The following is a 25,493-nucleotide window of genomic DNA, read 5'->3' as shown; positions in this document are numbered from 1 at the left end:
GCGGGCTGGCGATCGTCTTGTCGTCGGTACTCACGGGGGCTGCCTTGGCGATTCAGGAAGTGGCGGCATCGTCGCGTTGCGCGAGCCATTCGGTGCTCAGCAGCTTGCGGTCGATCTTGCCATTGGGATTGCGGGGCAGCGGACCGGTCTTCTCGACAAAGCCAGCCGGGATCATGTAGGCCGGCATGCGGGCCCGGCAGGCCGCCAGCAGCGCGGCACTGTCCAGCGCCGCTGCGCCGGCCGGCGGCGTGGCGATCACCTGGATCGCCTGGCCCAGCGCCGCATGCTTGACACCGAAGGCCACGCACTCGCCGACCAGTTGGGTCGCATAGAGGATCTCTTCCACCTCGGTCGGGCTCACCCGGTAGCCGGAGGTCTTGATCATTTCATCGCGCCGACCGATGAAGTAGAGGAAGCCGTCCGCATCCATGCGCACCGTGTCGCCGGAGAAAACCGCGTATTCCGGCAGCTGCAGTCCCGCCTCGCGACTCGGCGCTCCTGCGGGCAGCAGGCGGTAGCGCTCGGCGGTTTTCTCCGCATCGTTCCAATAGCCCAGGCCCACCAGCGCGCCGCGATGCACCAGCTCGCCCGGCTCATCGGGCGCGCAGGGCGTGCCGTCCTCGCGCAGCACCAGGATCTCGGCGTTCGGGATCGCCTTGCCGATGGAATCGGGGCGGCGGTCCACTTCCTCCGGCGGCAGATAGGTCGAGCGGAAGGCCTCGGTCAGGCCGTACATCAGAAAGGGTTGCGCGCTCGGCACACGCTGGCGCAGCGCATCAAGCGTCTCACGCGGCATGTGGCCACCGGTGTTGGCGAAGTAGCGCAGGTGCGCATCGATCGCAGAAGGCCATTCCAGCTGTGCCAGCTGGATGTAGAGCGGCGGCACGGCGGTCAGGCCGGTGATGCGGTCGCGCTCCAGCGCCTTGAGCACATCGCGCGGCATCAGGTAGTTCAGCAAGGAGACCGACGCCCCGCTGTGAAACGCCGTCGTCAGCTGGCTGAAGCCTGCATCGAAGGACAGCGGCAAGGCCGCCAGCAGGCGGTCCTCCGGTCGGTTGCCGAGATAGCTGGCCACGCTCTTCGCCCCCGCGACCATGTTGCGATGCGACAGCACCACGCCCTTGGGGCGGCCGGTCGAGCCGGAGGTGTAGAGGATCGCCACCATGTCGGTATCGATGACCCGATGGGCGGCGCGCGACGGCACGTCCAGCAGATCGGCATAACGCAGCCAGCCTGGGGCGGTCGATGCCGGACCCGCGGTCGGCGCGGCATCGGCGGCCGCATCCACCAGCACCACCTGCCGCACCGACGGGCATTCGGCCAGCACCGGTTGCAACGCCGCGTAACGCTCGCGCGAAGTGATCAGGATCCGGACGTCGCAATCCCGCACGATGAAACCGACCTGCTCGGCCTTGAGGATCGGATTGATCGGCACGAACACGCCGCCGGCCGCCGGCGCCGCAAAGCTGGCCACCACGGTCTCGACGCGCTTGTCCAGGTAGATGCCGACCCGCTCCGCCCGGCCCAGGCCCAGCGACAGCAGGCCCTGCGCCAGCGCCTGCACCTGGGCGTCCAGCGTGGCGTAGTCCAGCGTGCGGGCGCCGTCGCGCAGCGCGATCGCCTGCGGATCGCGTTCGGCGCTGAGCCGGATGAGGTGCGGAAGCAGGTGGCTGTCGGTGACGGGCATGGGCGCGGGAGGTCGGCGGGTCGCGGACCGTGCGCGCACGCTCGGTACGGATCGCGGACGGGACTCGGGAACAATGACGAAAAAGTATCTCACGCAGCGTGCGGGCCAGACCGTCCGCCACCTCCCCAGACCCGTGGGATCCCCTTGGGATGGGGGGTCCATCCCAGACGGCCCGGCAGAGGGCCACAGTTAAGATCCGCCCCGAACATGAACACCCAACAACACCTGCTCGACATCCTGGACGACGTCCTCAGCCTGGAGGGCCGCGCCAAGGCCTTCACCAGCGACACCGCGCTGCTCGGCGCGATTCCCGAGCTCGACTCGATGGCCGTGGTCAGCCTGATCACCGCGCTGGAGGAACAGTTCGGCATCGTCATGGACGACGACGAGATCGACGGCTCCACTTTCGCCACGGTGGGCGCGCTGGCCGACTTCGTCGACCAGAAGCTGGCCGCCTGAGCGGCCGGCGTCCCAGGCCATGACTGCCGCGAGCCGCCCATTCTTCCTGGATGCCGGTGACCGCGGCCAGCGACTGTGCGTGTTCCATCCCGCGCAGGGCGTGGTCACGCCCCGGGCCCAACTGCTGTGGCTCCCGCCGTTCGGCGAGGAAATGAACAAGTCGCGCCGCATGACCGCGCTGGCGGCCCGCGCTTTCGCGGCCGCCGGCGCCGAGGTGCTGGTGATGGACCTGCTGGGTTGCGGCGACAGCGACGGCGATTTCGCCGACGCCACCTGGACCGATTGGATCGAGGACGCCCTGCTGGGCGCCCGCTGGTTGACCGAGCGCTTGCCCGCAGAACAGCGCGGGAACACCCCGCTGTGGCTGTGGGGCCTGCGCGCGGGTGCGCTGTTGGCCGGGCCGGTGGCCCAGGGGCTGGATCGTCCGGTCGATCTGCTGCTCTGGCAGCCGGTGACCGTCGGCAAGCTCCAGCTGCAGCAGTTCCTGCGGCTGAAGGTGGCGGCCGATCTCATCGGCGGTCAGGCCAAGGGCGCGCTGCAGGCCCTTCGCGATGAACTGGACCGCGGCGCGCCGGTGGAGGTCGCCGGCTATCGGCTGGCGCCCGCGCTGGCGACCGGTCTGGAGCTGGCCCAGCTCAAGCCGATGGCCGGCATCCGTCGCGTCGTCTGGCTGGAGGTGTCCAGCCGCGAGGCAGCCACCCTCACCCCCGCCGCCAACACCGCGGTGCAGGCCTGGCGCACACAGGGCGCGGCGGTGCAGGCCGATGTCGTCCACGGGCCGTCCTTCTGGGCCGCCTCCGAAATCGAAGAAGCGCCGCAATTGATCGAGGCCAGCCTTCAGGCCGTGTTCGCACCCCATCCAGATCCGGTGGCGGCATGAGCACGCCCTGCACCCTGCTGAGAGTCGCGTCATGAGCGCCAACGCCGCCCACACGACACGTCCTCACCCTGAGGCGAGCGAACACGCTCCATCCAACGCGCAGACCATCGCCCAGACCGACGCTCACGCCGCAGCACCCTCCGGCAGCCGCGCCGCCCCGCGCTTCGCCGCGCGGCATCGCGACACGCTGCTGCAGATCGACTGCCACGGCCACGCGCTGCCCGGCATCCTCAGCGAGCCGCTGACCGAAGACGCTGGCGATCTCGGCGTGCTGCTGATCGTCGGCGGTCCGCAATACCGCGTCGGCGCGCATCGCCAGTTCACGCTACTCGGACGGGCACTGGCGGCCGACGGTGTGCCCTGCCTGCGTTTCGACTACCGTGGCATGGGCGACGCCGAGGGCGACCAGAAGGACTTCGCCCAGGTCGACGATGACATCGCCGCCACGCTCGACGCCTGGCAGCGCGAACGACCGGCCCTGCGCCGCGTGGTGCTCTGGGGGCTGTGCGATGCCGCCTCCGCCGCGCTGCTGTATGTGCATCGCCGCCGTGATCCGCGCATCGCGGGCCTGAGCCTGATCAATCCCTGGGTGCGCACCGAGGCCAGCCTGGCCCGCACCCAGGTCAAGCACTACTACCTCGACCGACTGCGCCAGGGCGCGTTCTGGCGCAAGCTGCTGAGCGGGCGCGTCGGCTTCGCCGCCGTGCGCGAGTTGGTGGGCAAGCTGATCCAGACCCGCCGCAGCGCCTCGACGTCATCCGGCCAGCCTGGCGCGCCGGACGATCGCCATTACACCGAGCAGATGGCCGATGGCCTGCGCCATTTCGGTCGTCCGGTGCTGCTGATGTTGTCCGGCGACGACTATGTCGCCAAGGAATTCCTGGACCGCTGCCGCGACGGAGGCGCCGCCTGGCGCGGCCTGCTCAGCCTGCCCACGCTGCGTCGCGAAGACCTGCCAGAGGCCGACCACACGTGCTCTAGCGCCGCATGGCGTGCGCAGGTGGAAGACTGGACGGTGAGCTGGCTACGCGCGTTGGCCGCGACTGGCCACCCCGGCGGCCCGGCCCTGCCCGACACATCCGGCGCATCGACCGCACCGGCACCGCGCGGCGACGCGACACGCCCGTCGGCCTCGGCCGCCGGTGCGGACTGAACGGAGACCCGCATGCCCCTGCTTCATCGACCTTCCTCGGACGTCCGCGTCCGCGCCCTCGCCCTGGCTCTGGCGCCCGCTCGGCCGCATCGGCAGCCCTCGCGGACCTCGGCGGGCCGGGTACTGCGCGCCCTCACCCTGTCGATCGCGGGCCTGGCGGTGGCAGGCGCCGGCGTGGCCCAGTCCAACGCCTGCGGCAGCCTGCAGAACAACTACGGACCGCACGACTACCGCGACTGGAAGGACCTGCCGCAGATAGATCCGGTGACGAATGAGATGTCGCCGCTGCAGTTGGTCGAAGGGGCCCACTTCATCGACTCCTGCGAGGCCCTGGTGCGCTGCAAGCGCGGTGCCATCGGCGCCGATCTGGACTACACGCTGCGGGCGTTTCCCAATCACCATCGGGCACTGGTCTCGATGATGAACTACGGGGAACTGACCAAGCGGGCCAAGCCGCCCGATGCGCGCTACACGGTGGACTGCTACTTCCAGCGCGCTCTGCTCTGGCGGCCCAAGGACACGATTGCCCGGCTCATCTACGTCACCTACCTCAACAACAACAAGCGCCAGGCCGACGCGAAGCGGCAGCTCGAGGAAGCCTCGCGCCAGGTGGGCGACAGCGCCTTCACCATCTACAACGTCGGCATGGTCGCGCTGGACCTGAACGAGATCGACATGGCGGTGGATGCCGCCCGCCGCAGCTACGGCGCGGGCATGCGACATCCGGCACTCAAGCAGCGGCTGCAGGCGATCAATCGCTGGCCGTCGGACTTGGTGCTGCCGGACGACGCCGCCTCGGCGCCCGCGGCCGGTGCATCAGCGGCAGAGCCGTCGCCCGCGGCCTCGGCACCGGTGCCAGCGGCCTCGTCGGCGCAGGTCGGCTGAGCCGGCGCAGGAGACGCTGCCCGTGACCCTCGCCACGCCCGCCACCGCCACACCACGCCTGCCCGTCATGGGCTGGGAGACCTTCCGGGGCGCGCGTGACGCGCCACTGCCCAGCCTGCTGGCCCATCCGCGCCATCGGCTGACCACCAGCGGCCGCGCCGCGATCCTGCTGGCGCTGGAGTGCGTGGGCGTCGGGCCGGACGATGTGGTGCTGGTGCCCAGCTACCACTGCCCGACCATGGTCGCGCCGGTGCTCACCCTCGGCGCGCAGGCGGTCTTCTATCCGATCGACGAGCATGGCGCGCCGCGGCTGGACTGGCTGCAGACCCATGCGCCCGCCCGTGCCAAGGCGATGCTGGCGACCCACTACTTCGGCCTGCCGCAGCCGATGGACGCGAACCGCGCCTGGTGCGATGCGCGCGGCATCGCGCTGATCGAAGACTGCGCCCATGCGATGTTCGGTCGCAGCGGCGCGCGCGCGGTCGGCGCCTGGGGCGATGTGGCCATCGCCAGCCTGACCAAATTCTTCCCGACGCCCGAAGGCGGCATCCTGGCCATCAACCGGGACGACCTCGCCTTGCCGGTGCTCACGCCCGCCTCGCCGCTGCAACAGGTCAAGGCCGCCGCCGACATCCTGCACATGGGCGCCAGCCATGACCGGCTGACCGGCCTGAACGGACTGATCCGCGGCGTCTTCGCCTTGCGCGGCCTGCTGCGCCGTCCGGCGCCGGTGCCGATCGCCCCCGCCGCTGCGCCCATCGGCGACACCACGACCACTGCCACGCCGGCGGTGGACGAGCGGATCGAGGATGTCGATGCCAACATGGCCTTGATCGACCTGCCCCTGTCGCATCGCGCGCTGACCGCGGCCAGCGGCTGGATTTCCACCCGGGTGCCTCGGCAGCGCATCGTCGAGGCGCGCCGTCGCCATTACGAGGTGCTGCTGCAAGCCTTCCAGGGCGATGCGGGCTTTCATCCGCTGCTGCCCCACCTGCCGGCGGACAGCGCGCCCTATGTGTTCCCGCTGTGGGTGCGCACGCCCGATCCGGGTTACCTGGAAATGCGCCGCCTGGGCGTGCCGGTGTCGCGCTGGGATCGCCTGTGGCCCGGCGTGCCGGCGCTGCCGGGCGACACGGGTGTGGCCTGGTCCCATCACGTGCTGCAACTGGCCTGTCACCAGGACCTCACCGACGCCGACCTGCGCGGCATCGTGGCGCAGGTGCGCCGGCTGTTCTCCGCATGACGGGCCGGTGATGAAACGCGTGCTGATGGTCTCCTTCCAGTTTCCGCCGATGGCGGGCAGCAGCGGCGTGCAACGCGCGCTGCGCTTTGCCCAGCAGTTGCCGGCGGAAGGATGGGAGCCCAGCGTGCTGACCGCGCATCCGCGGGTGCATGAACAGACCGGCGAGGACCTGATGGCCGAGGTGCCGCCGGGACTGCGGGTGCGACGCGCCTTTGCCCTGGACGCGGCCCGTCATCTGTCGGTGCGCCGACGTTATCCCGGTGCGCTGGCACGACCGGATCGCTGGACGAGCTGGCTGCTGGGGGCGATCCCCACGGGCCTGGCGATGATCCGTGCCACGCGTCCGGATGTGATCTGGTCCACCTATCCGATTCCCAGCGCGCATCTGGTCGGCTACTGGCTCTCGCGACTGAGCGGCCTGCCCTGGGTCGCCGACTTCCGCGATCCGATGGCGCATGACGGCTATCCGGCCGACCCGGTGCTGTGGCGCAGCTTTGCCGCGGTCGAGCGTCGGGTGTTCTCCCGTGCGCGACGCTTCACCTTCACCACGCCCGGTGCGGCGCGGCTGTATGCCGGTCGATTCCCGGCGGCCGCCGATCGGCTGCGCGTGATCGAGAACGGCTACAGCGAGGAAGCCTTCCTGCAGGCCGAACGGCTGGTGGCCGCGCCTCACGCGCCTCACGCACCGCTCACACTGCTGCACAGCGGCATCGTCTATCCCGACTGGCGCAGCCCGGTGCATCTGTTCCGTGCCCTGTCGGCAGCGAAGTCGCAAGGCTGGATCGACGCCTCGCGGCTGCGGCTGCAGTTCCGTGCGCCGTCGCATGCGGGCTTCGTCGAGGGGCTGGCGCGTCAGAACGACATCGCCGAGCTGGTCGAGGTGCTGCCGCCGCTGCCATATGCGCAGGCCCTGGCGGAGATGTTGCAGGCCGATGCGCTGTTGCTGCTGCAATCCAACGACTGCAACGACCAGATTCCTGCCAAGGCCTACGAGTACCTCCGCGCCCGACGTCCGATCCTCACGCTGGCTGATCCACAAGGCGACACCGCCCACCTGATGCGCCGTGCCGGGCTGCCCCACCAGGCGGCCTTGGAAGACGGTGCCGGGGTGGATCGCGTCCTGCGCCGGTTCCTGAGCGAGCTGCAGGGCGGTGTGGCCTCACTGCCCAATGAAGCGGCCATTGCGGCAGCCTCGCGCCGCGCGCGCACCACCGAGCTGGCTCGGGTGTTGGACGAGGTGCTGGATGAGCGCGCACCGCTCACCGGATCAGCGACGCGTGGCCCGCGCACCGCGCCATCAACTTCCTCTGCGGCCGAGGCCGAACGACCCGCACGGGCCGTCGTGCCTGCTGCGCCGGTTCCGTCCGCTGCGTCTGCGTCTGCGTCTGCGTCTGCGTCTGCGTCTGCATCTGCTCCCGTTCCCGTTCCCGTTCTGGCGCCTGCTGTTTCCCTTGCGATGGCCTCTCCCGTGATTTCAACTGTGGCTTCTCCTGTCGCGTCCCCGTTGGCTCCTTCAGCTGCCGCTTCCGCTGCCGATGCTTCTGCAGCTTCTGCTGCGGCCGTCTCCGCTGCGGCTGCCACGGCCGCTGCCTCCCCTGCTGTTTCCCCAGCGTCCCTTCACGCCGCGACGTCCGCCGCATCGAAAGCCCGCCCATGACCTGGACGACCTACCCCCTGCCGACCGCCGACGCCTTCGCGCCGCATGCTGCCGCATGGAATGCGCTGCAGGCGCGTGTCGCGCCGCTGCCGTTCCTGGAAAGCGGCTTCATCCAGCCGCTGCTCGCTGCCTTCGGCACCGGCCGTGAGCGATTGGCGCTGCGCGGCAATCCGCAGGCGCCCACCGCGGCGGCCATCGTCGTCAAGGGCGGACGCGGCCAATGGACCACCTTCCAACCGTCGCAACTGCCGCTGGGCTGCTGGTTGAGCGAACCCGGCGCCGCGCTGGAGCCGCTGGCCGCCGAGCTGGTGCGGGACCTGCCCCAACCCGCCTTGGCCCTGGGCCTGACGCAGCTCGACAGCCTGTTCCATCCGCGCGCCGAGGACGGCCCCCGGTGGCGCGGTCAGGACTACATCGACACCGCCTGGGTCGAGATGGCCGGCGACTTCGAGACCTACTGGGAAGCGCGGGGCAAGAACCTGCGCCAGAACATCCGCAAGCAGCAGAAGAAGCTGGAAGCCGCCGGCACCCAGACCCGCCTGGAATGCCTGACGCGACCGGAGGATGTGGCGCCGGCGCTGGCGCACTACGGCCGTCTGGAGGCCAGCGGCTGGAAGGGGCAGGAAGGCACGGCCATCGCGCCGGGCCATCCGCAATACGCCTTCTACCTGGCGATGCTGGAGCACTTCTGTCGCGCCGGCCGCGCGCGGATCTACACCTACTTCTTCGACGACGCCGTGGTGTCGATGGACCTGTGCATCGACACCAACGGCAAGCTGGTGATCCTCAAGACCGCTTATGACGAGGCCCACAAGGCCGTGTCGCCGTCCACACTGATGCGCCATCAGCAGTTCGAGCAGCTGTTCACTGCGGCGGCTGCGGGCGGTCCGATCCGACGCATCGAGTTCTACGGCAAGGTGATGGAATGGCACACGCGCTGGACCACCACCGCACGCCCGCTCTATCACGGTACCTGTTATCGCTGGGGCTTCATCAAGTCGCTGCACCTGGCGATGAGCCGACTCACCTCGACGGCCGACGACGCTGAGGCCACGGCCGACGGCACCACGCCTGCCACTGCCGCTGCAGCGCCCGCCACGGATTCCGCACCAAAGGCCGGGGCTGGGGCACCGGCCGGGACCTCCCCCGCGCCCGCGCCGGTCACCCCGCCCGCGCCGCCGCCGGCTGCACCGGCATCCGCCGCACCATGAGCGCCACGCCCTCGGTGCGCGGTGCGCTCGCCTGGTCGTTTGCGGAGCGCTACCTCAGCCTGCTGATCACCGTGCCGTCGACGATGATCCTGGCGCGGCTGCTCACGCCGACGCAGGTGGGCGTCTATTCGCTGTGTGCGGTGGTGACTAACCTGGCGTCCATCCTGCGGGATTTCGGCGTGTCCGAATACCTGATCCAGGAGCGAGAGCTCTCGCGCGAGAAACTGCGCAGCGCCTTCACCATCACCTTGATCATGGCCTGGGGCCTGGCGCTGCTGATCGTGCTGGGTCGGGGCGCCCTGGCAAGCTACTACCACGAGCCGCTGCTGGCCGATCTGCTGCTGGTGCTGAGCCTCAACTTCCTGATGCTGCCGCTGGCCTCGCCCTCGTTCGCGCTGCTGAACCGGGAACTGGCCTTCCGCACCGTCTGCGTGGTGCAGGTGAGTGCAAACCTGGCGAACGCCGGCGCCAGCATCTGGCTGGCCTGGCATGGTCATGGCGCGATGAGCCTGGCCTGGGGGCCGGTGGTGGGCATCGCCACGCAGGTGCTGATCCTGGTGTGGCTGCGCCCGCGCGAGGCGATCCTCTGGCCGCGGCTGCGCGGTGCGGGTCAGCAACTGCGATTCGGCGCGATGTTCACCGCCTCCCGTCTGGTGGAATCGGGCTCGCGCAACGGGCATGAACTGATCATCGGCAAGCAATTCGGCTTCACCTCGCTGGGGCTGTTCAGCCGCGCGACCGGCCTGATCGATCTGCTGGCCACCACCGTCAGTTCCGCCATCCTGAGGGTGGCCACGCCGGCGCTGGCCGCCGACCATCGTGCCGGCCACAGCCTGATCGGGCCGTATGCGAAGGGCACGGCCATCTTCAGCGGCGTGGCCTGGCCGTTCATGGGCGGCGTGGCGCTGATGTCCGCCGACATCCTGGCGCTGCTCTTCGGCGCGCAATGGGTGGCGGCCGCACCCATTGCCACGCTGCTGGCGCTGGCCGCCTTGCCGCATGCGCTGACCATGCTGGCACCGAATGCGCTGGCCGCCACGGGGCAGGTGAAGCGGCGGCTGTCGGTCGCGCTCTGGTATGGGCCGACCCATCTGATCTGCGTGCTGGTGGCTTCGATGTGGAATCTGCAGGCCGTCGCCGCGGTGTTCGTGGTGGGCAACCTGGTGTCGGTGGCGCTCTACACCCGCCATCTGATGGCGGTGCTGGGCGCTCGGCCGCGCGAACTCTTCGGTCCGAGCTGGGCCAGCGTCAAGCTGGCGCTGGGCAGCTGCGCGGGCCTGGCGCTGGCCCAATTGGCCTGCTATGAGCTGTCACTGCCGCTGCTGCCGCGGCTGCTGATCTGCGTGGTGATCGGCAGTGCGTCCTGGCTGGGCTGCGCGGTGCTGCTGCGCCATCCGGTGATGACGGAAGTGCGTCGTGCCTTCACCCACCTGCGGAGCCGTCATGCCTGATGCCGTCATTGACACACCGCCCGCCTCCGTCCGCCGCACCGGCCTGGGCGAGGCGCTTCGCTGGCGGATGTTCCGCGCGATGGAGCAGCTCAGCGACTGGCGCGGCAACAACACGCAGGGTGTGTTCTCGCTGTCCGACCCCGAGGCCCGCGGTCCGGCGCTGTGGTTGTATGTGACCACCATCGGCGAGCTCAATGCGGTGGCGCCGATGCTGGAATGGCTCACCGCGCAGCGGCCGGACCTGCGCCCGGTGCTGATCACCGAGCATGCGCATTACCGCGAGGCGTATCTGGCGCGATTGCCGGGTGCGGTCGTCTGCCTGACGCGCGGCCACAGCGGCGATGCCCGCGCGCTGGCCGAGCGCCTGCCGCCGCAGTTGCTGGCGCTGGCGGAGATCCCCTGCCTGCCATCGGATGCGCCCTGCCGCTTCTCCTACGCCTTCCTGCGTGAAGCGCGCCGAAGCGGCGCCCGCACGCTGCTGCTCAACGGCTGGCTCTACCACTACGCGCCGCCGGCACGGCTCGACCAGATCGAGCGCCGCCTGCTGGAGCGCGACTACCTGCAGGCGCTGGACGTGCTCTGCGTGCAGGATGCCAACACCGCCGAACACCTCGCCCGCCGCGGCGCGCCGCGCGCGCGTCTGCAGGTCACCGGCAACATGAAATTCGATGCGATGCAGCGTCCCGGCTGGCAGGTGTCGCAGGCGCGCAGCCCGCGGCTGCTGGGCGATCTGCTGGCGTCGGGCCGCCCGACGGTGGTGGCGGGTTGCGTCACCGAGCTGCCGGAGCAGCGGGCGGTGCTGGGCGCTTTCCGTCGTCTGCTGGCGCAGCATCCGCAGGCCTTGCTGATCCTGGCGCCGCGGCATCCGGAAAACACCGAGCGGCTGCAGGCGCTGCTGAGCCTGTTGCAGGACGAGCAACTGGTGGCGGCACGCCGCTCGGAGCTGGACGATGCGCCGCTGCCGAAGCAGGTGCAATGCCTGGTGCTGGACACCGTGGGCGAGCTGCGGGACTTCTATGCGGCGGCGCAGGTGGCGCATGTGGGTGTGGACCACAACGTGCTGGAGCCGCTGGGGCTGGGCAAACCGTTGACCATCCAGGATGGCTGGAACACCACCTATCCGTCCTATCCGGTCTATCGGATGCTGCACGATCAAGGCGTGCTGCACACCTGCACCGATGAAGCCTCGCTGTGCGCTTATTGGCTCGCTGCCGTGGCGCAGGCACCGCAGATTGCGGACGACCTGCGGCGCACGGAGGAAGTGCTCGCGGCGATGCGGGGTTCAGTGGCGCGGCATCAGGCGGCGTGTGGGGCCTGGGTCAGCGCGGCGCGCGGCTGACGCGGTCACTTCCGGGACCTGCCGGGACCTGCCGGACTTCACGGACCGCACTGACCGCACTGACGCCACTGGGTTTGAGTTCGAAGGCGCTCCCGCGCCTTCGATCCCACGCCTGTCAGGTCCGATCACCGTCAGGCGAAGCCGCGGCCACAGCCTGCGCCTTCACCGCATCCCGCGTCGCCTCCAGATAAGCCCGGCCATGGGTTGCATCCGGCTCGAGGTGATTCCCTTCCGCCCACTCGTTCCAGGCGTTGATGAACACCACCTGCCGCTGGGGCGGCTGATGTCGACGGGTCCAGGCCAGCGCCGCTTCCAGCCAGCGGCGATAGCGCTGCGGCGTGTTGTTCATCAGGATGGTGGCCCCCTGCGCGCGCCGTGCACTGTTGTCGAAGCCGGGGCTGACGCAGCGGATGAACGGGTAGTCGGGCGTCGGCTTGGCCAGCACGCCGTCGACCATCCGGTTGTAGTCGAAGAAGTTGTGCTCGCCGTAGGCCTTGGGCAGCAGACCGAGCTTCATCGCCCAGCGTGACTTCCAGCCGGTGAAGTGCTTGCCGCCCAGGCGCCGCCAGTCCGGTGCGAATTCAATGCTGAGGTCCAGGCCCACATGCCGGGGATCGGCGCCCGAGCCAGCGCCGCTCCACTCGAACTGCGCCAGCATCAGCTCGCCCACGCCCTCGGCCCGCGCAATTTCGCGCCAGCGGGCAAAGGTGCGCGCCGGATCCGGCAGGTGGTCGGCCTTGTAGATGACGAACAGCGGCTTGCCATCGACACGGATGTAACGCGGATCGCGGAAGTGCGGCAGCAGGCTGCGGATGTGCGCCTCGTCGTCTTCATCCGAGTAGTTCTGCGCCATGAGCATCTCGCGGTCGCTGCCGTTCCAGGCGCGGCTCCAGTTCTCGTTGGCCCAGGCCAGGCAGTAGGGGAAGTCGGGCTCGCCGCTGGCCAGCATGTCCTCCACCGGACGGTGCAGCAAGCGCTGGCCGTTGAACCAGTAGTGGTAGTAGCAGAAGCCGCCCACGCCGTGTTCGCGCGCCAGCTCGGCCTGCTGCGCCCGGGTCTCCGGCAGCCGCAGGTCGTAGAAGCCGAGTTCGCCCGGCAGTTGCGGTTGGTGGTGGCCCTTGAACAGCGGTCGGGCCTTCGCCACATTGCGCCACTCGGTGAAGCCCTTGCCCCACCATGCATCGTTTTCAGGGATCGGATGGAACTGCGGCAGCACGATCGCAATCAGCAAGGGATCGGCCGACGACGACGGCGGCGTGGTGCTCGGTCCAGACGCCTGGGTCACCGATGGGGAGGTGCGGGCCTGAGGCTCGACGCTCGACGCCGATGAGGCGGCAACAGGACCGGTGGGCGCGGCCATGGCGGCAGCGTCAGGCGTGGCGGTGGGTTCGGAGGACATGATGGCGGTGAAAGCGTGGGATCGTTCGGTGCGGACAGGGCGTGGATGGCGCGTGGGGCGATCAGGCCCGCGTGATCGACATCAGCGCATCGCGCCAGTCGTGCGCAATGGCCTGGGATGAATACTGCTGCGCGATGGCCGGCATCGCCGCGCTGGCACGGGCCGCGAGCGCACCGGGATCGACGATGTGGTCCGCCAGGCGGTCCCATTCGTCGATCGCGCAGAAGTCCTTCCACGGCAGGTAATCGGGCAAGGGATCGGTCATCACCGGCACGCCCTGCGCGAGCGCCAGCAGCATGCGGTTGTTGCTCTTGGCCACGGTGAAGGCGGTCAGCCGCGAGGGCAGCAGCACCAGGTCCTGCTCGCCGAGCAGGCGCAGGAAGTGCAGTCGGTCCCAGGTGCGGTAGCGGTGCGGGAAGCGCGCGGCGCCCAGCAGCTCCTGATAGCGCTGCTCGGAATTGCTGACCACGGTGAGCCGCAGGGGCTGCCGCTCGGCCACGCGTTCCAGCATCGGCAGCAGACGCTGCAATTCGGTCATGCCGCCCGCCGCATACGCACTGCCATGGTTGCCGAACCACATCAGCTGTCGCGCACCGCGCCGTGCGGCGCGGTGTTCAAGCAGCTCCTGCCAGGCGCGCCAGTGGCCCGACCAGCGGCCCGGATGCATCCGTCGCGGCCACGATTCATAGGCGCTGAGCGCCTCCGGCGTCTCCACCGGATCGCCCACCACCAGCACCCGCGCGCCGGCCGGCAGCTCCTGCTCCAGCAGCGGCTTCAGGCCGGGGGACGAAACGGTGAAGGCTGCGAACAGTCGCAGCGCCTCCCGATAGGCCTCCAGCAGCGCGCGGCGGCTGGGATCGTCCGTCTCGTTCAGGAAGTAGTTGTCGAAGCTGTCCAGCACCAGGGTCACGCCGGCGGCGCGGGCCTGACCCAGGCGCTGGGTCAGCGCCCGCAGCGCCTCGGGCGAGCCGCCATCCAGCAGCCACTTCGCCTGCACCACCATCACACCCTGTCGCGGCAACGGCGCGCCCGGCCACACGATGCGCGACCGCCAACCCAAGCGGTTCAACTCGCCGTTCGGGATCAGGCAGCGCAGCCGAACGCCGGCATAGGCCGGGTTATTCGCATGCGGCAACCAATGACACTGCAATTCGCTCTCCGTTCGCTCTGGGTGCGGTCCTGCCCGACGCACCGTGGCGCGGACGCCGCGATTGTGGGCCCGCCGGCCTCCCGCTTACGGGGGAAGGACGCTCAATTCGGTGGGAATCGCTCCCCCAAGATGGGTGGAAGCACCGCCTTCCCGGGACGGACGCTGCGGACCGACACGGATAATCGCCCCGCCACTCCGGGATGCTCATGTCACTTCGCGAACCGTTCTTCTTCTGCACCGGCCAACCTCGATTCCCCGCCTCGGCCGGCGCGAACGAGCGCAGCGCCACGACGGCCGAGGCCACCGCCCAGGCCTGGCAGCATCTGCTGTCGCAAGCCGACCCGCGCGCCGCACTGGCACAGGTGGGCGGCCGTTTTTCGGTCGCCTGGCGCCGTCCGGACGGCAAGACCGTGCTGGCCACCGACCGCTTCGGCATCGAGCCGCTGTGCTACCGGGTGGTCGGCGCCGAGCTGCGTTTTGCCAGCCGGGCCGATGAAGTCGCTGGCGGCATCGACCTCACCGCGCTGGCCGCGACGACCCATGCCGGCAGCGCCCAGCCCGGTGACGAGCCCGCCGATCTCGATCCGCAGGCGCTGTTCGATTACCTCTACTTCCACGTCATCCCCTCCCCGCGGACCATCTTCCGTGGCGTGTTCCGGCTGCCGCCGGGGCATCTGGCGGTCTTCGAGCGTGGCGATCTGCGCATCGAGCCCTATTGGGTGCCCACCTTCCAAGCAACCGCCGCCCCGCGGTTCGACGATCTGAAAGCCGAGTTCCACCAGTTGCTCGAACAGGCCGTCTCGCGTCAGCTCGAAGGCGCGGATGCGGCCTGCTTCCTCAGCGGCGGCACCGACAGCTCCACCGTGGCGGGCATGATCGGCCGCGTGGCGGGCCGGCCGGCGGACACCTACTCCATCGGCTTCGAGGCCGAGGGCTATGACGAGATGGCCTTCGCCCGCATCGCCGCCAAGCAGTTCGGTTGCCGTCATCATGAGTACTACGTGACGCCGCGCGATCTGGTGGACGGCATCGCCAAGGTGGCCTCGCATTACGACCAGCCCTTCGGCAACAGCTCCGCCCTGCCCTCCTACTACTGCGCCCGTATGGCCCATGGCGACGGCGTGCGCAAGCTGTTGGCCGGTGACGGCGGCGACGAGCTGTTCGGCGGCAACACCCGCTATGCCAAGCAGCGGGTGTTCTCCTGGTACGACAACGTGCCGTCGCCGCTGCGCAGCGGCCTGCTCGAGCCGGTGCTGGGCTCGCCGATCGGTCGTCTGCCGCTGCTGAAGAAGGGCGCCAGCTACATCGATCAGGCCCGCGTGCCGATGCCGGACCGGCTGCAGAGCTACAACCTGCTCACCCGACTGGGCCTGGTGGATGTGCTGGAACAGGACTTCCTGCGCCGCGTCGATCCGCTCGGACCGCAGAAGCAACAACGCCAGGTGTGGAGCGCCATCCGGGCCGACACGCTGGTCGACCGCATGCTGGCCTTCGACTGGCGCTACACGCTGGCCGACACCGACCTGCCCAAGGTCGTCGGCACCACCCAACTCGCCGGCACCCGCGTCGGCTTCCCGATGCTCGACGACGACCTGCTGGCCTTCAGCGAGCGCCTGCCGGCCGACTACAAGCTGCGCGGCCTGAAGTTGCGCTGGTTCTTCAAGGAAGCGCTGCGCGGCTTCCTGCCCGACGAGATCATCACCAAGAAAAAGCAGGGCTTCGGCCTGCCCTTCGGCGTCTGGGCCACCCGCGATGAGGCCCTGCGCTCATTGGCCACCGATTCGCTGGGCAGCCTGGCCACCCGTGGCATCGTGCGGGCGGACTTCATCCAGAGCCTGCTGCGCGATCGGCTCAAGGAACATCCCGGCTATTACGGCGAGATGGTCTGGATTCTGATGATGCTGGAGCAGTGGCTGCGCAGCCGCCGGCCCAACTACCGCATCTGATCCGCTGATTGAAGCTGGCCCAGGCCAACCTCGCCCGGTCACGGCGCGGCGAACAGCGACCGCAGCGCGGCGCCGCGCTCGGCCGCGGGAATGCGCGCCAGACCGTCGAAGTAGCCGATCACCGCGCGGCACACCAGCTCCGGCGGACGTGACCGGCGCTCGGCCTCCGACGCCATGATCTGCATCTGCTGCACCGGCATGCCCGCCATGGCGCGTTGAGCGATCCGCACCACGGTGTCCTGACGGGTGTCCGGCTTCACTGTGGGATCGGCCTCTCTCAGCTGCCGAAGAATGAGCGCCTGCTCGCGGCTGCGAAGCTCCGGCGTCAACAGCCGCGCGCTCGACAGGTCCGAGGCGCTGTAGGGAAAGACCAGGCCGACGCAAGCCCGCGCATCACGTTCCTGCAGCACCCGGAGCTGGTCCTGGATCAGCGCGAGGTAGTCGATCAACAGGGCATCGCTGCTCAGCGGCCGCACCCGGTCCAGGGTGCGCCGCAACTCGCTGCGCGCGGCACCCAGCAGCTTCTGATCGATGGCCTGCTGCTGGGACAAGGTCCAGACCGATGTCAGCGCCCGCTCATAGTCGGTCGGAAAGCGTTCGGCGATCACACCGTATTGCGGCATTTCCTTGAGCCAGGCGGAAGCATCCTCGCGTGATTTGAAGCGCGTGGCCATCAGCGGCCATTCGCCGCCGGGCCCGACACGGGTCAGCACCTTGGCCTTCAGCAACTGGTCGAACTCGGGGAACCACATGCTCTCGAACGGCGTGGACAGGGCGCGACGGATGAAATCCTCCGGCAGCCCGGCCTGTCGATAGATCTGTCCGAAGGCGGAATCGTCCGCCGGGTTGGCTGCACCGGCACGGCCGCCGCCGGACGGGCTGGCGCCCAGGCCACGGGCCGCATGGAAGCCCACCTTCGCCATCGCCCCCGCCGTGCGTTCCTGACCGGCCAGCAAGGCGATGGTGCAGGACGAGGCGCACACACCCTCCACATAGGTGTTGAGCCGATGCGAACGGATCACCTCCGCCAGTCGGGTGCCCTCTCTCACCCAGCCGCCGCCCGACTCAAGCACCAGCGTGTGGGCGTTCGGGTGGCGCAGCAGTGCGGAACGCAAGGCCATCGCGGTGCCGTCATTGATGCCGCCGGACAGCAGCAACACGCCTCCCCCCACCAGCGGGGTGACCGTGGCCGCACCGCCCGCGACCTGCTTGCCGGACAAATACGCCAGCCGCTCCTCCATCGCGGGTGCGGTCTCCGCGACGCCGGCCAGCAGGCGCACCAGGCCCACGCCGACCATCACCCGCGCCGCCAGCGCCCAGCCGGCGGAGCCGCCGCGTGCGGTGTGCCGTCCCGCCGAGCGCCAGGTCCCGATCAAGGCCCAGGCGGCAATCGACAGCTGGATCAGCACCAGCGCCACCACCACCATCGAGCCCGTCTGCACGGTCAGGGTTTCATCGCTCGCGCGCGACAGCCACAGCAGGACCATCTGCGCGAGCGTCCCCAGCAGCACGCCGTGGATCCAGTAGGACCGGGCCAGCGGATAGTCCCCGTTGAAGTGGCGAGCGACGCCGCCAAAGAGGCCGTGATAGGTTCGCTCGGACGTCCCGACGGAACGCGCCCAAGGCGGCAGCACGGCGGAGGTGGCCATCGGACGATGACCGGCTGACCGGGAGGATTCAGCGCAGGTCGCGGCGCCGACTGGCTCGCCGCGCTCGACGGCTGCAGCCGCATCGCCGACCGCATCGCTTGCTGCATCGCTTGCTTCATTGCTGGTTGCTGCGACTGGCAACGCGGGCGACGCCGCGTCCGACAGCAACGCAGCATCCGACATCGCCGCCGTCGCCGTCACCGTGGCAGCTTCAGCCGCCGCATCGGCGGCCTCAGCCGCGGCCGCGGCCGCCTTGGCATCCCGCTCCCAGGCCGCCGCACGACGGACCGAACGCACCGTCAATGCGGCAAAAACCAGCAGGACCACCCCTGCCGGCAACCATCCCAGATAGGCACCCATGAACCCGAACTCCCTCGTGGTGTCGGCCCGTCTCGCCGAGGCGGCGGGCCGCGTTTTGCGCCGCCGCCGCCCGAGTCGAGGTCGATCGGTGCGGGGGTCGTCCGCTTATGTCGGGTCGGATTCTGAGTTCGTTCGACCTTGGGTCGATCCCAGCTGCAGGGGCTCCCCCAAAAGATGGGTCAGCGATGTGAGAAATGTGGGGGTCGGCGTCAGTCCAGCGCGACATCCAGACCGCGCTCCTGAGCGAAGGCCCGCAGCGCCGGCATCAGCGCGCCCAGCTTTTCGGCCACGCTGTCGCGGATGGTGTCGACCATCACCTGGGTCTGCCGCTCGATCTCGATGTGCAGCGGCGCCCCGACGCCCTTGTCCCCGAAGGTGGTCATGCGCAGGGTCTCCGGGATGAGCCAGACCTCGAACCAGCCCGAACCGTCCGGCCGGCGCTCGGCCTCGGCCACCGTGAGGCTGGCGCCGTTCACGGCGATGTAGCCCTTCGGGAAGATGTAGCGCATCCACGGCGCCGGCACGTCGATGCGGATCACATGGTTGTTGGCCGGCTGACGGATCTCGCCGACGCGCGCCATGAAATCCACATGGCCGGAGAGCGGATGGCCACCGATCTCGGCGCCGTCCTTGGCCGCCCGCTCGACATTGATCCGCCCGCCGCGATCGAGCTGCCCGAGCGTGGTCAGGTTCAGGCTCTGAAGCATGACGTCGAAGTCGGCCTGGTGATCGCCCTTGAGCGCGGTGACGGTGAGGCACACGCCGTCGCAGGCCACGCTGGCGCCGATCTCCAGGTCCTTGCAGAACCCGTCGGGGAAGTCCAGGGTGAAGCTGCGCAGACCCTCACGGTCCTGGATCTCTGCGACCTGGGCAATGCCCTGCACGATGCCGGTGAACATGGCGGTCCTTTCAGCGGTGCGAGGCGAACAGCTCGGGCGAGAAGCCCAGGCTCAGCCGGCCATCGGGCCATTCGACGATCGGGCGCTTGATGACGCTGGGCTGCGTCTGCATCAGCGCGGCGGCGGAGGCGGCATCGGTGACCGAGGCCTTGGTGTCGTCGTCCAGCTTGCGCCAGGTGGTGCCCGCGCGGTTGAGCACCTTCTCCCAGCCGAGGGTCTGCATCCATTGCGGCAGGCGGTCGGCGGGCACGCCCTGCTTCTTGTAGTCGTGGAACTGGTAGGCCAGGCCCTGCTCATCCAGCCAGACGCGGGCGCGCTTGACGGTGTCGCAGTTGGGAATGCCGTAGACGGTGATCATGGGTCGATGCGATGAACTCCGGACGCGGGACAGCGCCGGAACACAGGGGAAACAGACAAGGGCACCACGCTACCATGAAGCGGATGATCCCCTGGCTCGACGATGAATCCCTGGACTTCCCGCCTACCCACCGGGCCCTCGGGGCGCGCACCGATGCGCCCGGGCTGCTGGCCGCGGGCGGCGACCTGACCCCCGCGCGGCTGCGCGCGGCCTATGCCCGCGGCATCTTCCCCTGGTACAGCGAAGGCCAGCCGATCCTCTGGTGGACCACCGACCCGCGCATGGTGCTGCGGACCGAGGACTTCAAGCTCTCGCGCTCGCTGCGAAAAACCGTCGCGAAATTCCGGCGCACGCCCGGCTGCGAGATCCGAGTCAACAGCGCCACCGAGACGGTGCTCAAGGCCTGCGCCAGCACCTCGCGCGACGGACAGAACGGCACCTGGATCCTGCCGGAGATGCAGCAGGCCTACCTGCGCCTGGCCAGGGAAGGCACGGTGCACAGCGTCGAGACCTGGATGGACGGGCAGCTCGTGGGCGGTCTGTATGGCGTCAACCTGGGTCGGATGTTCTTCGGCGAATCCATGTTCATGCGCCGGACCGACGCCTCCAAGATCGCCCTGGCGGCGCTGGTCTGCCTGTGCCGCGCGCACCGCATCCCCTGGATCGACTGCCAGCAGCAGACCACGCACCTGGCCTCGCTGGGTGCGGCACCGGTCACGAGGCAGGCCTTCGAAGCCCATCTGGCCAGCCATGTGGGACAGCCCTCGCCAGTGGATTGGACCTATCATCCAGCGCTATGGGCCCACCTGGACACCCACGGTGATGCCGATCTCGCGACCGCAGAGCCGCCCCACGACGCACCGCCACCACCGTGACGCATCCCAAAGAACTTCCGCTGGCTGAGCTGCAGTTCTATGCCACTGCGCCCTATCCGTGCAGCTACCTGGCTGACCGGCAGGCACGCTCGCAGGTCGCCACCCCCAGCCACCTGATCCATGCGGACGCCTACTCCACCCTGGTGGCGGCCGGCTTCCGGCGCAGCGGCATGTTCACTTATCGTCCGTACTGCGATGGCTGCAAGGCCTGCGTGCCGATGCGCATCCCGGTGTCGACCTTTGCCGCCAGCCGCAGCCAGCGACGGGCCTGGGCCCAGCATGCCGACCTGCAGGCCCGGGTGATGCGGCTGGGCTACAGCGACGAGCACTATCAGCTCTATCTGCGCTATCAGGCGGGCCGGCACAGCGGTGGCGGCATGGACCATGACAGCGTCGACCAGTACACCCAGTTCCTGCTGCAAAGCCGCGTCAACTCGCGGCTGGTCGAGTTCCGCGATGCGGCGGGCGCGCTGAAGATGGTGTCCATCCTGGACATCCTCAGCGACGGACTCTCGGCCGTCTACACCTTCTACGAGCCCGAGACCAAGGCCAGTTACGGCACCTACAACGTGCTGTGGCAGTTGCGCCAGACCCGCGAACTGGGCCTGCCTCATCTGTACCTGGGCTACTGGATCGCCCAGAGCGACAAGATGGCCTACAAGGCGCGATTCACGCCGCACGAACTGCTCCGGGAGGGGCAGTGGCAGCGGGTCGACGGCTGATTTGATTCTTCTCAACACCGGGCACGGTCGCTGCGGCGCGCCGTGTCGGTTGTCATGCGCCATCTCATTTGAGTCATTGCGGCGGGACTGACGCGATCGTTACGATATTTTTATCGTTTTTATCGTTTCAACCCATTTCCTTGTTCAGGAGAGCCGCATGTCTGCTGCTGCGTGCCCGTTTCCGGCGCCTCGTCGCATGGTCTCGTCGTTGATGATGCTGCTGGGGGCCGCGTCGCCGCTGGCCGAGGCGGCGGGATCGTCGCCCATGCCGGAATCCCTTCAGCACCCCTGGCGTGCCGACTACCGACTCCTTCCTGAGGCGAACCTGGCGTCCGAACGACTGCTCCTGCCCGCTGCACTGCGTCGCTCGCCTACCGTGCACAGGATGGCCCCGTGGCTGGCCAACAGCCATTGGGCGCTGGTTCCGGTAGAGGATTCACGCTGGACCCGCCGCGCGCCGCAGGACGCCTTCAGCGCGCTGCTGAGGGGCTCCGCCGCCGAGCCGGCATCACCGGTCTCCGACCTCCTTGTGGCAGCCCGGCTGCGTCATGGGCACTCGATGCTGACGGTCTCACCGAATCTGAATGGCGTCCGCCTGCGCTTCACCCACCGCTATTGACCGATCGACCGAGTCCCGATGGGCGACGATTTCCATCCGACAACTGGTCCCACACTGGTTTCTCTCCTCGAGTTAACCAACCCCCACGAAAAAGCCTTCAGACCCGCTGAATTCGCCCTTTCAAAGGACATTCAGGGCGGTAATTACGCGAAGTTACTCGCTTTCTGAGGGTTAACCTGAGTGATCTCTCCGCGAGTGGTATCTACATTGCATACCACTATGAGATCAGCAAGGACGTTTTTCAGATGTCCTTGTGACATTCGCCAGGCGTGTGCCGAGCCGGTGCGAGGGTCCCGATCTCCTAGCCGCCGCGGGCGGCCTGCATTCGACCTGTGTCGGAACCGCAGGACACACCCGCCGAGCACGTCGAACGCGAGGAGACCCTTCGATGCCTGTACGCGCCTTCGCCCGCCCTGCCGGTCACCGCTCGTTGAAGCCCGGGACCGCACCTCAAGTCCAAGTCCCATGCTCGCCGCGCTGCCGGCGCGGCCCGCCTTCAGTCCCCGAATGGCCGGCGTGACGCCGCCTTCGGCCTCCTTTGCCGGCTGACCTCCCCGGCGTTTTTTCTTCCCGAGCCCGGTTCCTGTCAATCGCCTGTTGCCACCGCGCTGCCTCTGAGCAGACGTCCGGTGCGGCCGCGCTCATGCGTGTCTGGCAGTTGACGTTGTTCCGGCTGTTCCTGCTGTTCCTGTTGTGCCTGCTGTGCCTGACCGCTCCGGACGGTCTTCGCTTTCCACCACGCGGCGCGGCTTGACGGCGTCTGCACACGCTGGTGGGTGGTCCTGATTCCGCTGATGACCCGAGCGCACCGACGACGTGCGCCCCGACAACGATCAAGGAGACTTCATGCGACTTCGCCCCTGTGCCCATCCCGTCTGGCCGATGGCCCTGCCCGTGGCGCTCGCGCTGTTCAGTCACTCGGCCCTGGCCTATGACTGCACCGGCGTGGCCGAATGGAATGCCACCACCGCCTACAGCGGCAATGCGATCGTCAAACAGACCAGCACCGCCTACCAGGCCAAGTGGTGGACGCAGAACAACCCGCCCGCGAGCAATGCCGGGCAGTGGGATGTGTGGAAGGTGCTCGGCGCCTGCGACACGAGTGGCGGCGGCGGTGGCGGTGGCGGTGGAGGCGGCACCAACACCCCGCCCACAGTGGCGCTGACAGCGCCCTCCGCCGGACTCACCCCGACGGCGGGCGATGCAGTGACCCTATCCGCCACCGCCGCGGACAGCGACGGCAGCGTGGCGAAGGTCAGCTTCTATGTGAACGGCGCGCTGGTCGCGGAAGACACGACCGCGCCGTTCGCCATTTCCTGGACCGCACGTGAGGGAGTGGCGGAGATCGTCGCCCGCGCCACCGATGACAAGGGCGCCCAAACCAACAGCACCGCCGTGCGCATCACCGTCCAGGGCCAGGTCACTGGCGACGAGCGCTGCCGACCCGAAGGCCTGGTCACCACGGCCGGCACCGCGCCCGCGTACTGCAAGGTCTATGACGACCAGGGCCGTGAAAAGATGGGCGCCGACAAGCCGCGCCGCATCATCGGCTACTTCACCAGCTGGCGCACCGGCAAGAACGGCCAGCCGGCCTATCTGGCGCCTCAGATCCCGTGGGCGCAGATGACCCACATCAACTATGCCTTCGCCCATGTGGATGGCGCGAATCAGCTGTCCATCGGCAATACCGCCGATGCGGCCAACCCCGCCACCGGTCTGACCTGGCCGGGCATCGCGGGCGCGGAGATGGATCCGGCCTATCCCTACAAGGGCCACTTCAACCTGCTCAACAAGTTCAAGAAGCAGTACCCGAACGTCAAGACCTTGATCTCAGTCGGTGGCTGGGCGGAGACGGCCGGCTTCTACACCATGACCACCCAGGCCGACGGTTCCGCCAACACCGCCGGCATCAACACTTTCGCCGATTCCGCCGTGGCCTTCCTTCGCCAATACGGCTTCGACGGCGTGGACATCGACTACGAGTACCCGACCAGCATGAAGGACGCCGGCAATCCGGTGGACTTCGCCATCTCCAACGCGCGTCGCGCCTGGCTGATGAAGAACTATGTGGTGCTGATGCGCACCCTGCGGGCCAAGCTCGACGCCGCCGGCCAGACCGATCAGCGTCACTACCTGCTGACGATCGCAGCGCCCTCGTCGGGCTATCTGCTGCGCGGGATGGAGGCCTTTCAGGTCACCCAGTACCTGGACTACGTCAACATCATGAGCTACGACCTGCACGGATCGTGGAATCAGTTCGTCGGGCCGAATGCCGCGCTGTATGACGACGGGCGGGATGCCGAGCTGCTCGCCTGGAACTACTACGGCGCCAGCCAGTACGCGCGCATCGGCTACCTCAACACCGACTGGGCCTATCACTACTTCCGCGGCGCACTGCCGGCCGGTCGCATCAACATCGGCGTGCCCTACTACACCCGCGGCTGGAAGGAGGTGAGCGGCGGCACCAACGGGCTGTGGGGACAGGCGGCGCTTGCCGATCAAAGCAAGTGCCCGGCCGGGACCGGTACTGGCGGCACGGTGCAGAAATGCGGCGCCGGCGCGGTCGGCATCGACAACCTCTGGCATGACCTGGACATGTCGAGCAAAGAAGTACCCGCCGGTTCGAATCCGCTGTGGCACACGATGAATCTGGCGCAGGGCCGCAGCGGGAGCTACCTCGCCAGCTACGGTCTGAATCCGGCGACCCAGCCGGCCGATCAACTGGTCGGCACCTATGTGCGGCAGTACGACGCCACCCTCGTCGCGCCCTGGCTGTGGAATGCACAGAAGCGGGTGTTCCTCAGCATCGAGGACGACCAGTCGCTCGGCGTGAAAGCGCAGTATGTGGCGGATCGCGGCATCGGCGGCGTGATGTTCTGGGAACTGGCCGGTGACTACGGTTGGGACGCGGCGCGCGGCGAATACTTCATGGGCAACACCCTGACCTCGCTGCTCTACAACCGGTTCAAGACGGCATCCCCCTACGGGAACCGGATGACGGCGGCCACGCTGCCCAGCGAGACGCTGGACATCGGCTTTGCGCTGGACGGCTTTGCCCTGGGCGACAGCAACTTCCCCATCACGCCCAAGCTGACCCTGACCAACCGGAGCACGACCACGCTGCCCGGCGGCACCGAATTCAGTTTCGATGTGCCCACGGCGATTCCGGCCAGCATCACCGACCAGAGCGGCTTCGGTCTGACCGTCATCAGCAACGGCGCCAATCCTGCGGGCCACAACATCGGCGGCCTGAAGAACGACTTCCATCGTGCGAGCTTCAAGCTGCCCGGCTGGCAAAGCCTGGCCCCCGGTGCCAGCGTCACGGTGACCCTCAACTACTTCCTGCCGATGCCCATGCCCAGCAACTGGACGGTGACCGTGAACGGTCGCAGCTATGCGCTGGCACAGGAGGCCCGTCGCGGCACGGTGCCAGCGGCAGCGGCCGGCGCAGCCGCGACGGCCAAGACCAGTGCGGCGCGTCGATGAGCCCGCAGGACCACCCCATGACGCCAGAAACCTCCCACCGACCCACCCCTGAAACCCCAAGGAGC

The 25,493-nt window shown here is 68.7% G+C and carries 20 protein-coding genes; 14 read left to right on the top strand and 6 right to left on the bottom strand.

The genetic code is table 11. The annotated features are described in order from the left end of the window. Positions 1 to 52: 52 nt before the first annotated feature. Positions 53 to 1,687 (bottom strand): acyl-CoA ligase (AMP-forming), exosortase A system-associated, encoded by a 1,635-nt coding sequence (locus N4261_RS09835; RefSeq protein ID WP_261759975.1) that lies wholly within the window; start codon positions 1,685 to 1,687, stop codon positions 53 to 55. 207 nt (positions 1,688 to 1,894) lie between these two features. Here N4261_RS09835 and N4261_RS09830 point away from each other — a divergent pair, with 207 nt between their 5' ends. Genes N4261_RS09830 through N4261_RS09790 form a run of 9 tightly spaced genes read left to right on the top strand, consistent with a single transcriptional unit; the run spans position 1,895 to position 11,965 of the window. After that, positions 1,895 to 2,146: an acyl carrier protein gene (locus tag N4261_RS09830; RefSeq protein WP_261759974.1), complete on the top strand. Its 252-nt coding sequence runs from the start codon at positions 1,895 to 1,897 to the stop codon at positions 2,144 to 2,146. 19 nt (positions 2,147 to 2,165) lie between these two features. Then, entirely contained in the window at positions 2,166 to 3,026 is an 861-nt protein-coding gene (locus tag N4261_RS09825; RefSeq protein WP_261759973.1) for a hydrolase 2, exosortase A system-associated, read from the top strand. Between the two features lie 31 nt (positions 3,027 to 3,057). Beyond that, positions 3,058 to 4,179 (top strand): hydrolase 1, exosortase A system-associated, encoded by a 1,122-nt coding sequence (locus N4261_RS09820; protein WP_261759972.1) that lies wholly within the window; start codon positions 3,058 to 3,060, stop codon positions 4,177 to 4,179. 12 nt (positions 4,180 to 4,191) lie between these two features. Then, positions 4,192 to 5,064, top strand: a complete 873-nt coding sequence (locus tag N4261_RS09815; protein ID WP_261759971.1) for a hypothetical protein — start codon at positions 4,192 to 4,194, stop codon at positions 5,062 to 5,064. 22 nt (positions 5,065 to 5,086) lie between these two features. Next, positions 5,087 to 6,307 carry a DegT/DnrJ/EryC1/StrS family aminotransferase gene (locus tag N4261_RS09810; protein ID WP_261759970.1) on the top strand — a complete coding sequence of 407 codons (1,221 nt, stop codon included), beginning with the start codon at positions 5,087 to 5,089 and terminating at the stop codon, positions 6,305 to 6,307. Positions 6,308 to 6,317: 10 nt separating this feature from the next. Beyond that, a complete protein-coding gene (locus N4261_RS09805; RefSeq protein ID WP_261759969.1) occupies positions 6,318 to 7,964 on the top strand; it encodes a glycosyltransferase in 1,647 nt (548 codons plus the stop codon). Continuing rightward, entirely contained in the window at positions 7,961 to 9,175 is a 1,215-nt protein-coding gene (locus N4261_RS09800) for a GNAT family N-acetyltransferase (RefSeq protein WP_261759968.1), read from the top strand. The genes N4261_RS09805 and N4261_RS09800 overlap by 4 nt, the downstream gene beginning before the upstream one ends. Further along, the gene (locus N4261_RS09795; protein WP_261759967.1) at positions 9,172 to 10,626 is read left to right on the top strand and encodes an oligosaccharide flippase family protein; all 1,455 of its coding nucleotides are present in this window, start codon (positions 9,172 to 9,174) and stop codon (positions 10,624 to 10,626) included. The genes N4261_RS09800 and N4261_RS09795 overlap by 4 nt, the downstream gene beginning before the upstream one ends. After that, on the top strand, positions 10,619 to 11,965 hold the full coding sequence (locus tag N4261_RS09790; RefSeq protein WP_261759966.1) for a 3-deoxy-D-manno-octulosonic acid transferase: 1,347 nt from the start codon (positions 10,619 to 10,621) through the stop codon (positions 11,963 to 11,965). The genes N4261_RS09795 and N4261_RS09790 overlap by 8 nt, the downstream gene beginning before the upstream one ends. A 115-nt stretch (positions 11,966 to 12,080) precedes the next feature. Here N4261_RS09790 and N4261_RS09785 read toward each other — a convergent pair whose 3' ends face one another. Further along, a complete protein-coding gene (locus N4261_RS09785) occupies positions 12,081 to 13,364 on the bottom strand; it encodes a glycosyltransferase WbsX family protein (protein WP_261759965.1) in 1,284 nt (427 codons plus the stop codon). Positions 13,365 to 13,425: 61 nt separating this feature from the next. Then, on the bottom strand, positions 13,426 to 14,499 hold the full coding sequence (locus N4261_RS09780; protein ID WP_261759964.1) for a hypothetical protein: 1,074 nt from the start codon (positions 14,497 to 14,499) through the stop codon (positions 13,426 to 13,428). A gap of 221 nt (positions 14,500 to 14,720) precedes the next feature. Here N4261_RS09780 and N4261_RS09775 point away from each other — a divergent pair, with 221 nt between their 5' ends. Beyond that, positions 14,721 to 16,460 carry an asparagine synthetase B family protein gene (locus N4261_RS09775; protein ID WP_261759963.1) on the top strand — a complete coding sequence of 580 codons (1,740 nt, stop codon included), beginning with the start codon at positions 14,721 to 14,723 and terminating at the stop codon, positions 16,458 to 16,460. A 38-nt stretch (positions 16,461 to 16,498) separates the two neighbouring features. Here N4261_RS09775 and N4261_RS09770 read toward each other — a convergent pair whose 3' ends face one another. From N4261_RS09770 to N4261_RS09760, 3 genes are all read right to left on the bottom strand, one after another. Continuing rightward, positions 16,499 to 18,469: a COG3904 family protein gene (locus tag N4261_RS09770; protein WP_261759962.1), complete on the bottom strand. Its 1,971-nt coding sequence runs from the start codon at positions 18,467 to 18,469 to the stop codon at positions 16,499 to 16,501. A gap of 209 nt (positions 18,470 to 18,678) precedes the next feature. Further along, positions 18,679 to 19,368: a riboflavin synthase subunit alpha gene (locus tag N4261_RS09765; RefSeq protein ID WP_261759961.1), complete on the bottom strand. Its 690-nt coding sequence runs from the start codon at positions 19,366 to 19,368 to the stop codon at positions 18,679 to 18,681. Positions 19,369 to 19,378: 10 nt separating this feature from the next. Beyond that, positions 19,379 to 19,726 carry an ArsC family reductase gene (locus N4261_RS09760; protein WP_261759960.1) on the bottom strand — a complete coding sequence of 116 codons (348 nt, stop codon included), beginning with the start codon at positions 19,724 to 19,726 and terminating at the stop codon, positions 19,379 to 19,381. Between the two features lie 74 nt (positions 19,727 to 19,800). On the opposite strand from N4261_RS09760, the gene aat reads away from it, so the two are divergent. From aat to N4261_RS09740, 4 genes are all read left to right on the top strand, one after another. Next, positions 19,801 to 20,601, top strand: a complete 801-nt coding sequence (gene aat / locus N4261_RS09755; RefSeq protein ID WP_261759959.1) for a leucyl/phenylalanyl-tRNA--protein transferase — start codon at positions 19,801 to 19,803, stop codon at positions 20,599 to 20,601. Next, positions 20,598 to 21,323: an arginyltransferase gene (locus N4261_RS09750; RefSeq protein WP_261759958.1), complete on the top strand. Its 726-nt coding sequence runs from the start codon at positions 20,598 to 20,600 to the stop codon at positions 21,321 to 21,323. Before aat ends, N4261_RS09750 begins: the two co-directional genes overlap by 4 nt. Before the next feature lie 157 nt (positions 21,324 to 21,480). Then, positions 21,481 to 21,942 carry a hypothetical protein gene (locus tag N4261_RS09745; RefSeq protein WP_261759957.1) on the top strand — a complete coding sequence of 154 codons (462 nt, stop codon included), beginning with the start codon at positions 21,481 to 21,483 and terminating at the stop codon, positions 21,940 to 21,942. 846 nt (positions 21,943 to 22,788) lie between these two features. Further along, positions 22,789 to 25,428 carry a chitinase C-terminal domain-containing protein gene (locus tag N4261_RS09740; protein WP_261759956.1) on the top strand — a complete coding sequence of 880 codons (2,640 nt, stop codon included), beginning with the start codon at positions 22,789 to 22,791 and terminating at the stop codon, positions 25,426 to 25,428. Positions 25,429 to 25,493 lie beyond the last annotated feature (65 nt).

It is taken from the genome of Roseateles amylovorans (assembly GCF_025398155.2).
GTDB lineage: Bacteria > Pseudomonadota > Gammaproteobacteria > Burkholderiales > Burkholderiaceae_C > Roseateles > Roseateles amylovorans.
Note: the sequence above shows the minus strand (reverse complement) of the source record. Positions and strands in the feature narration are given on the sequence as shown.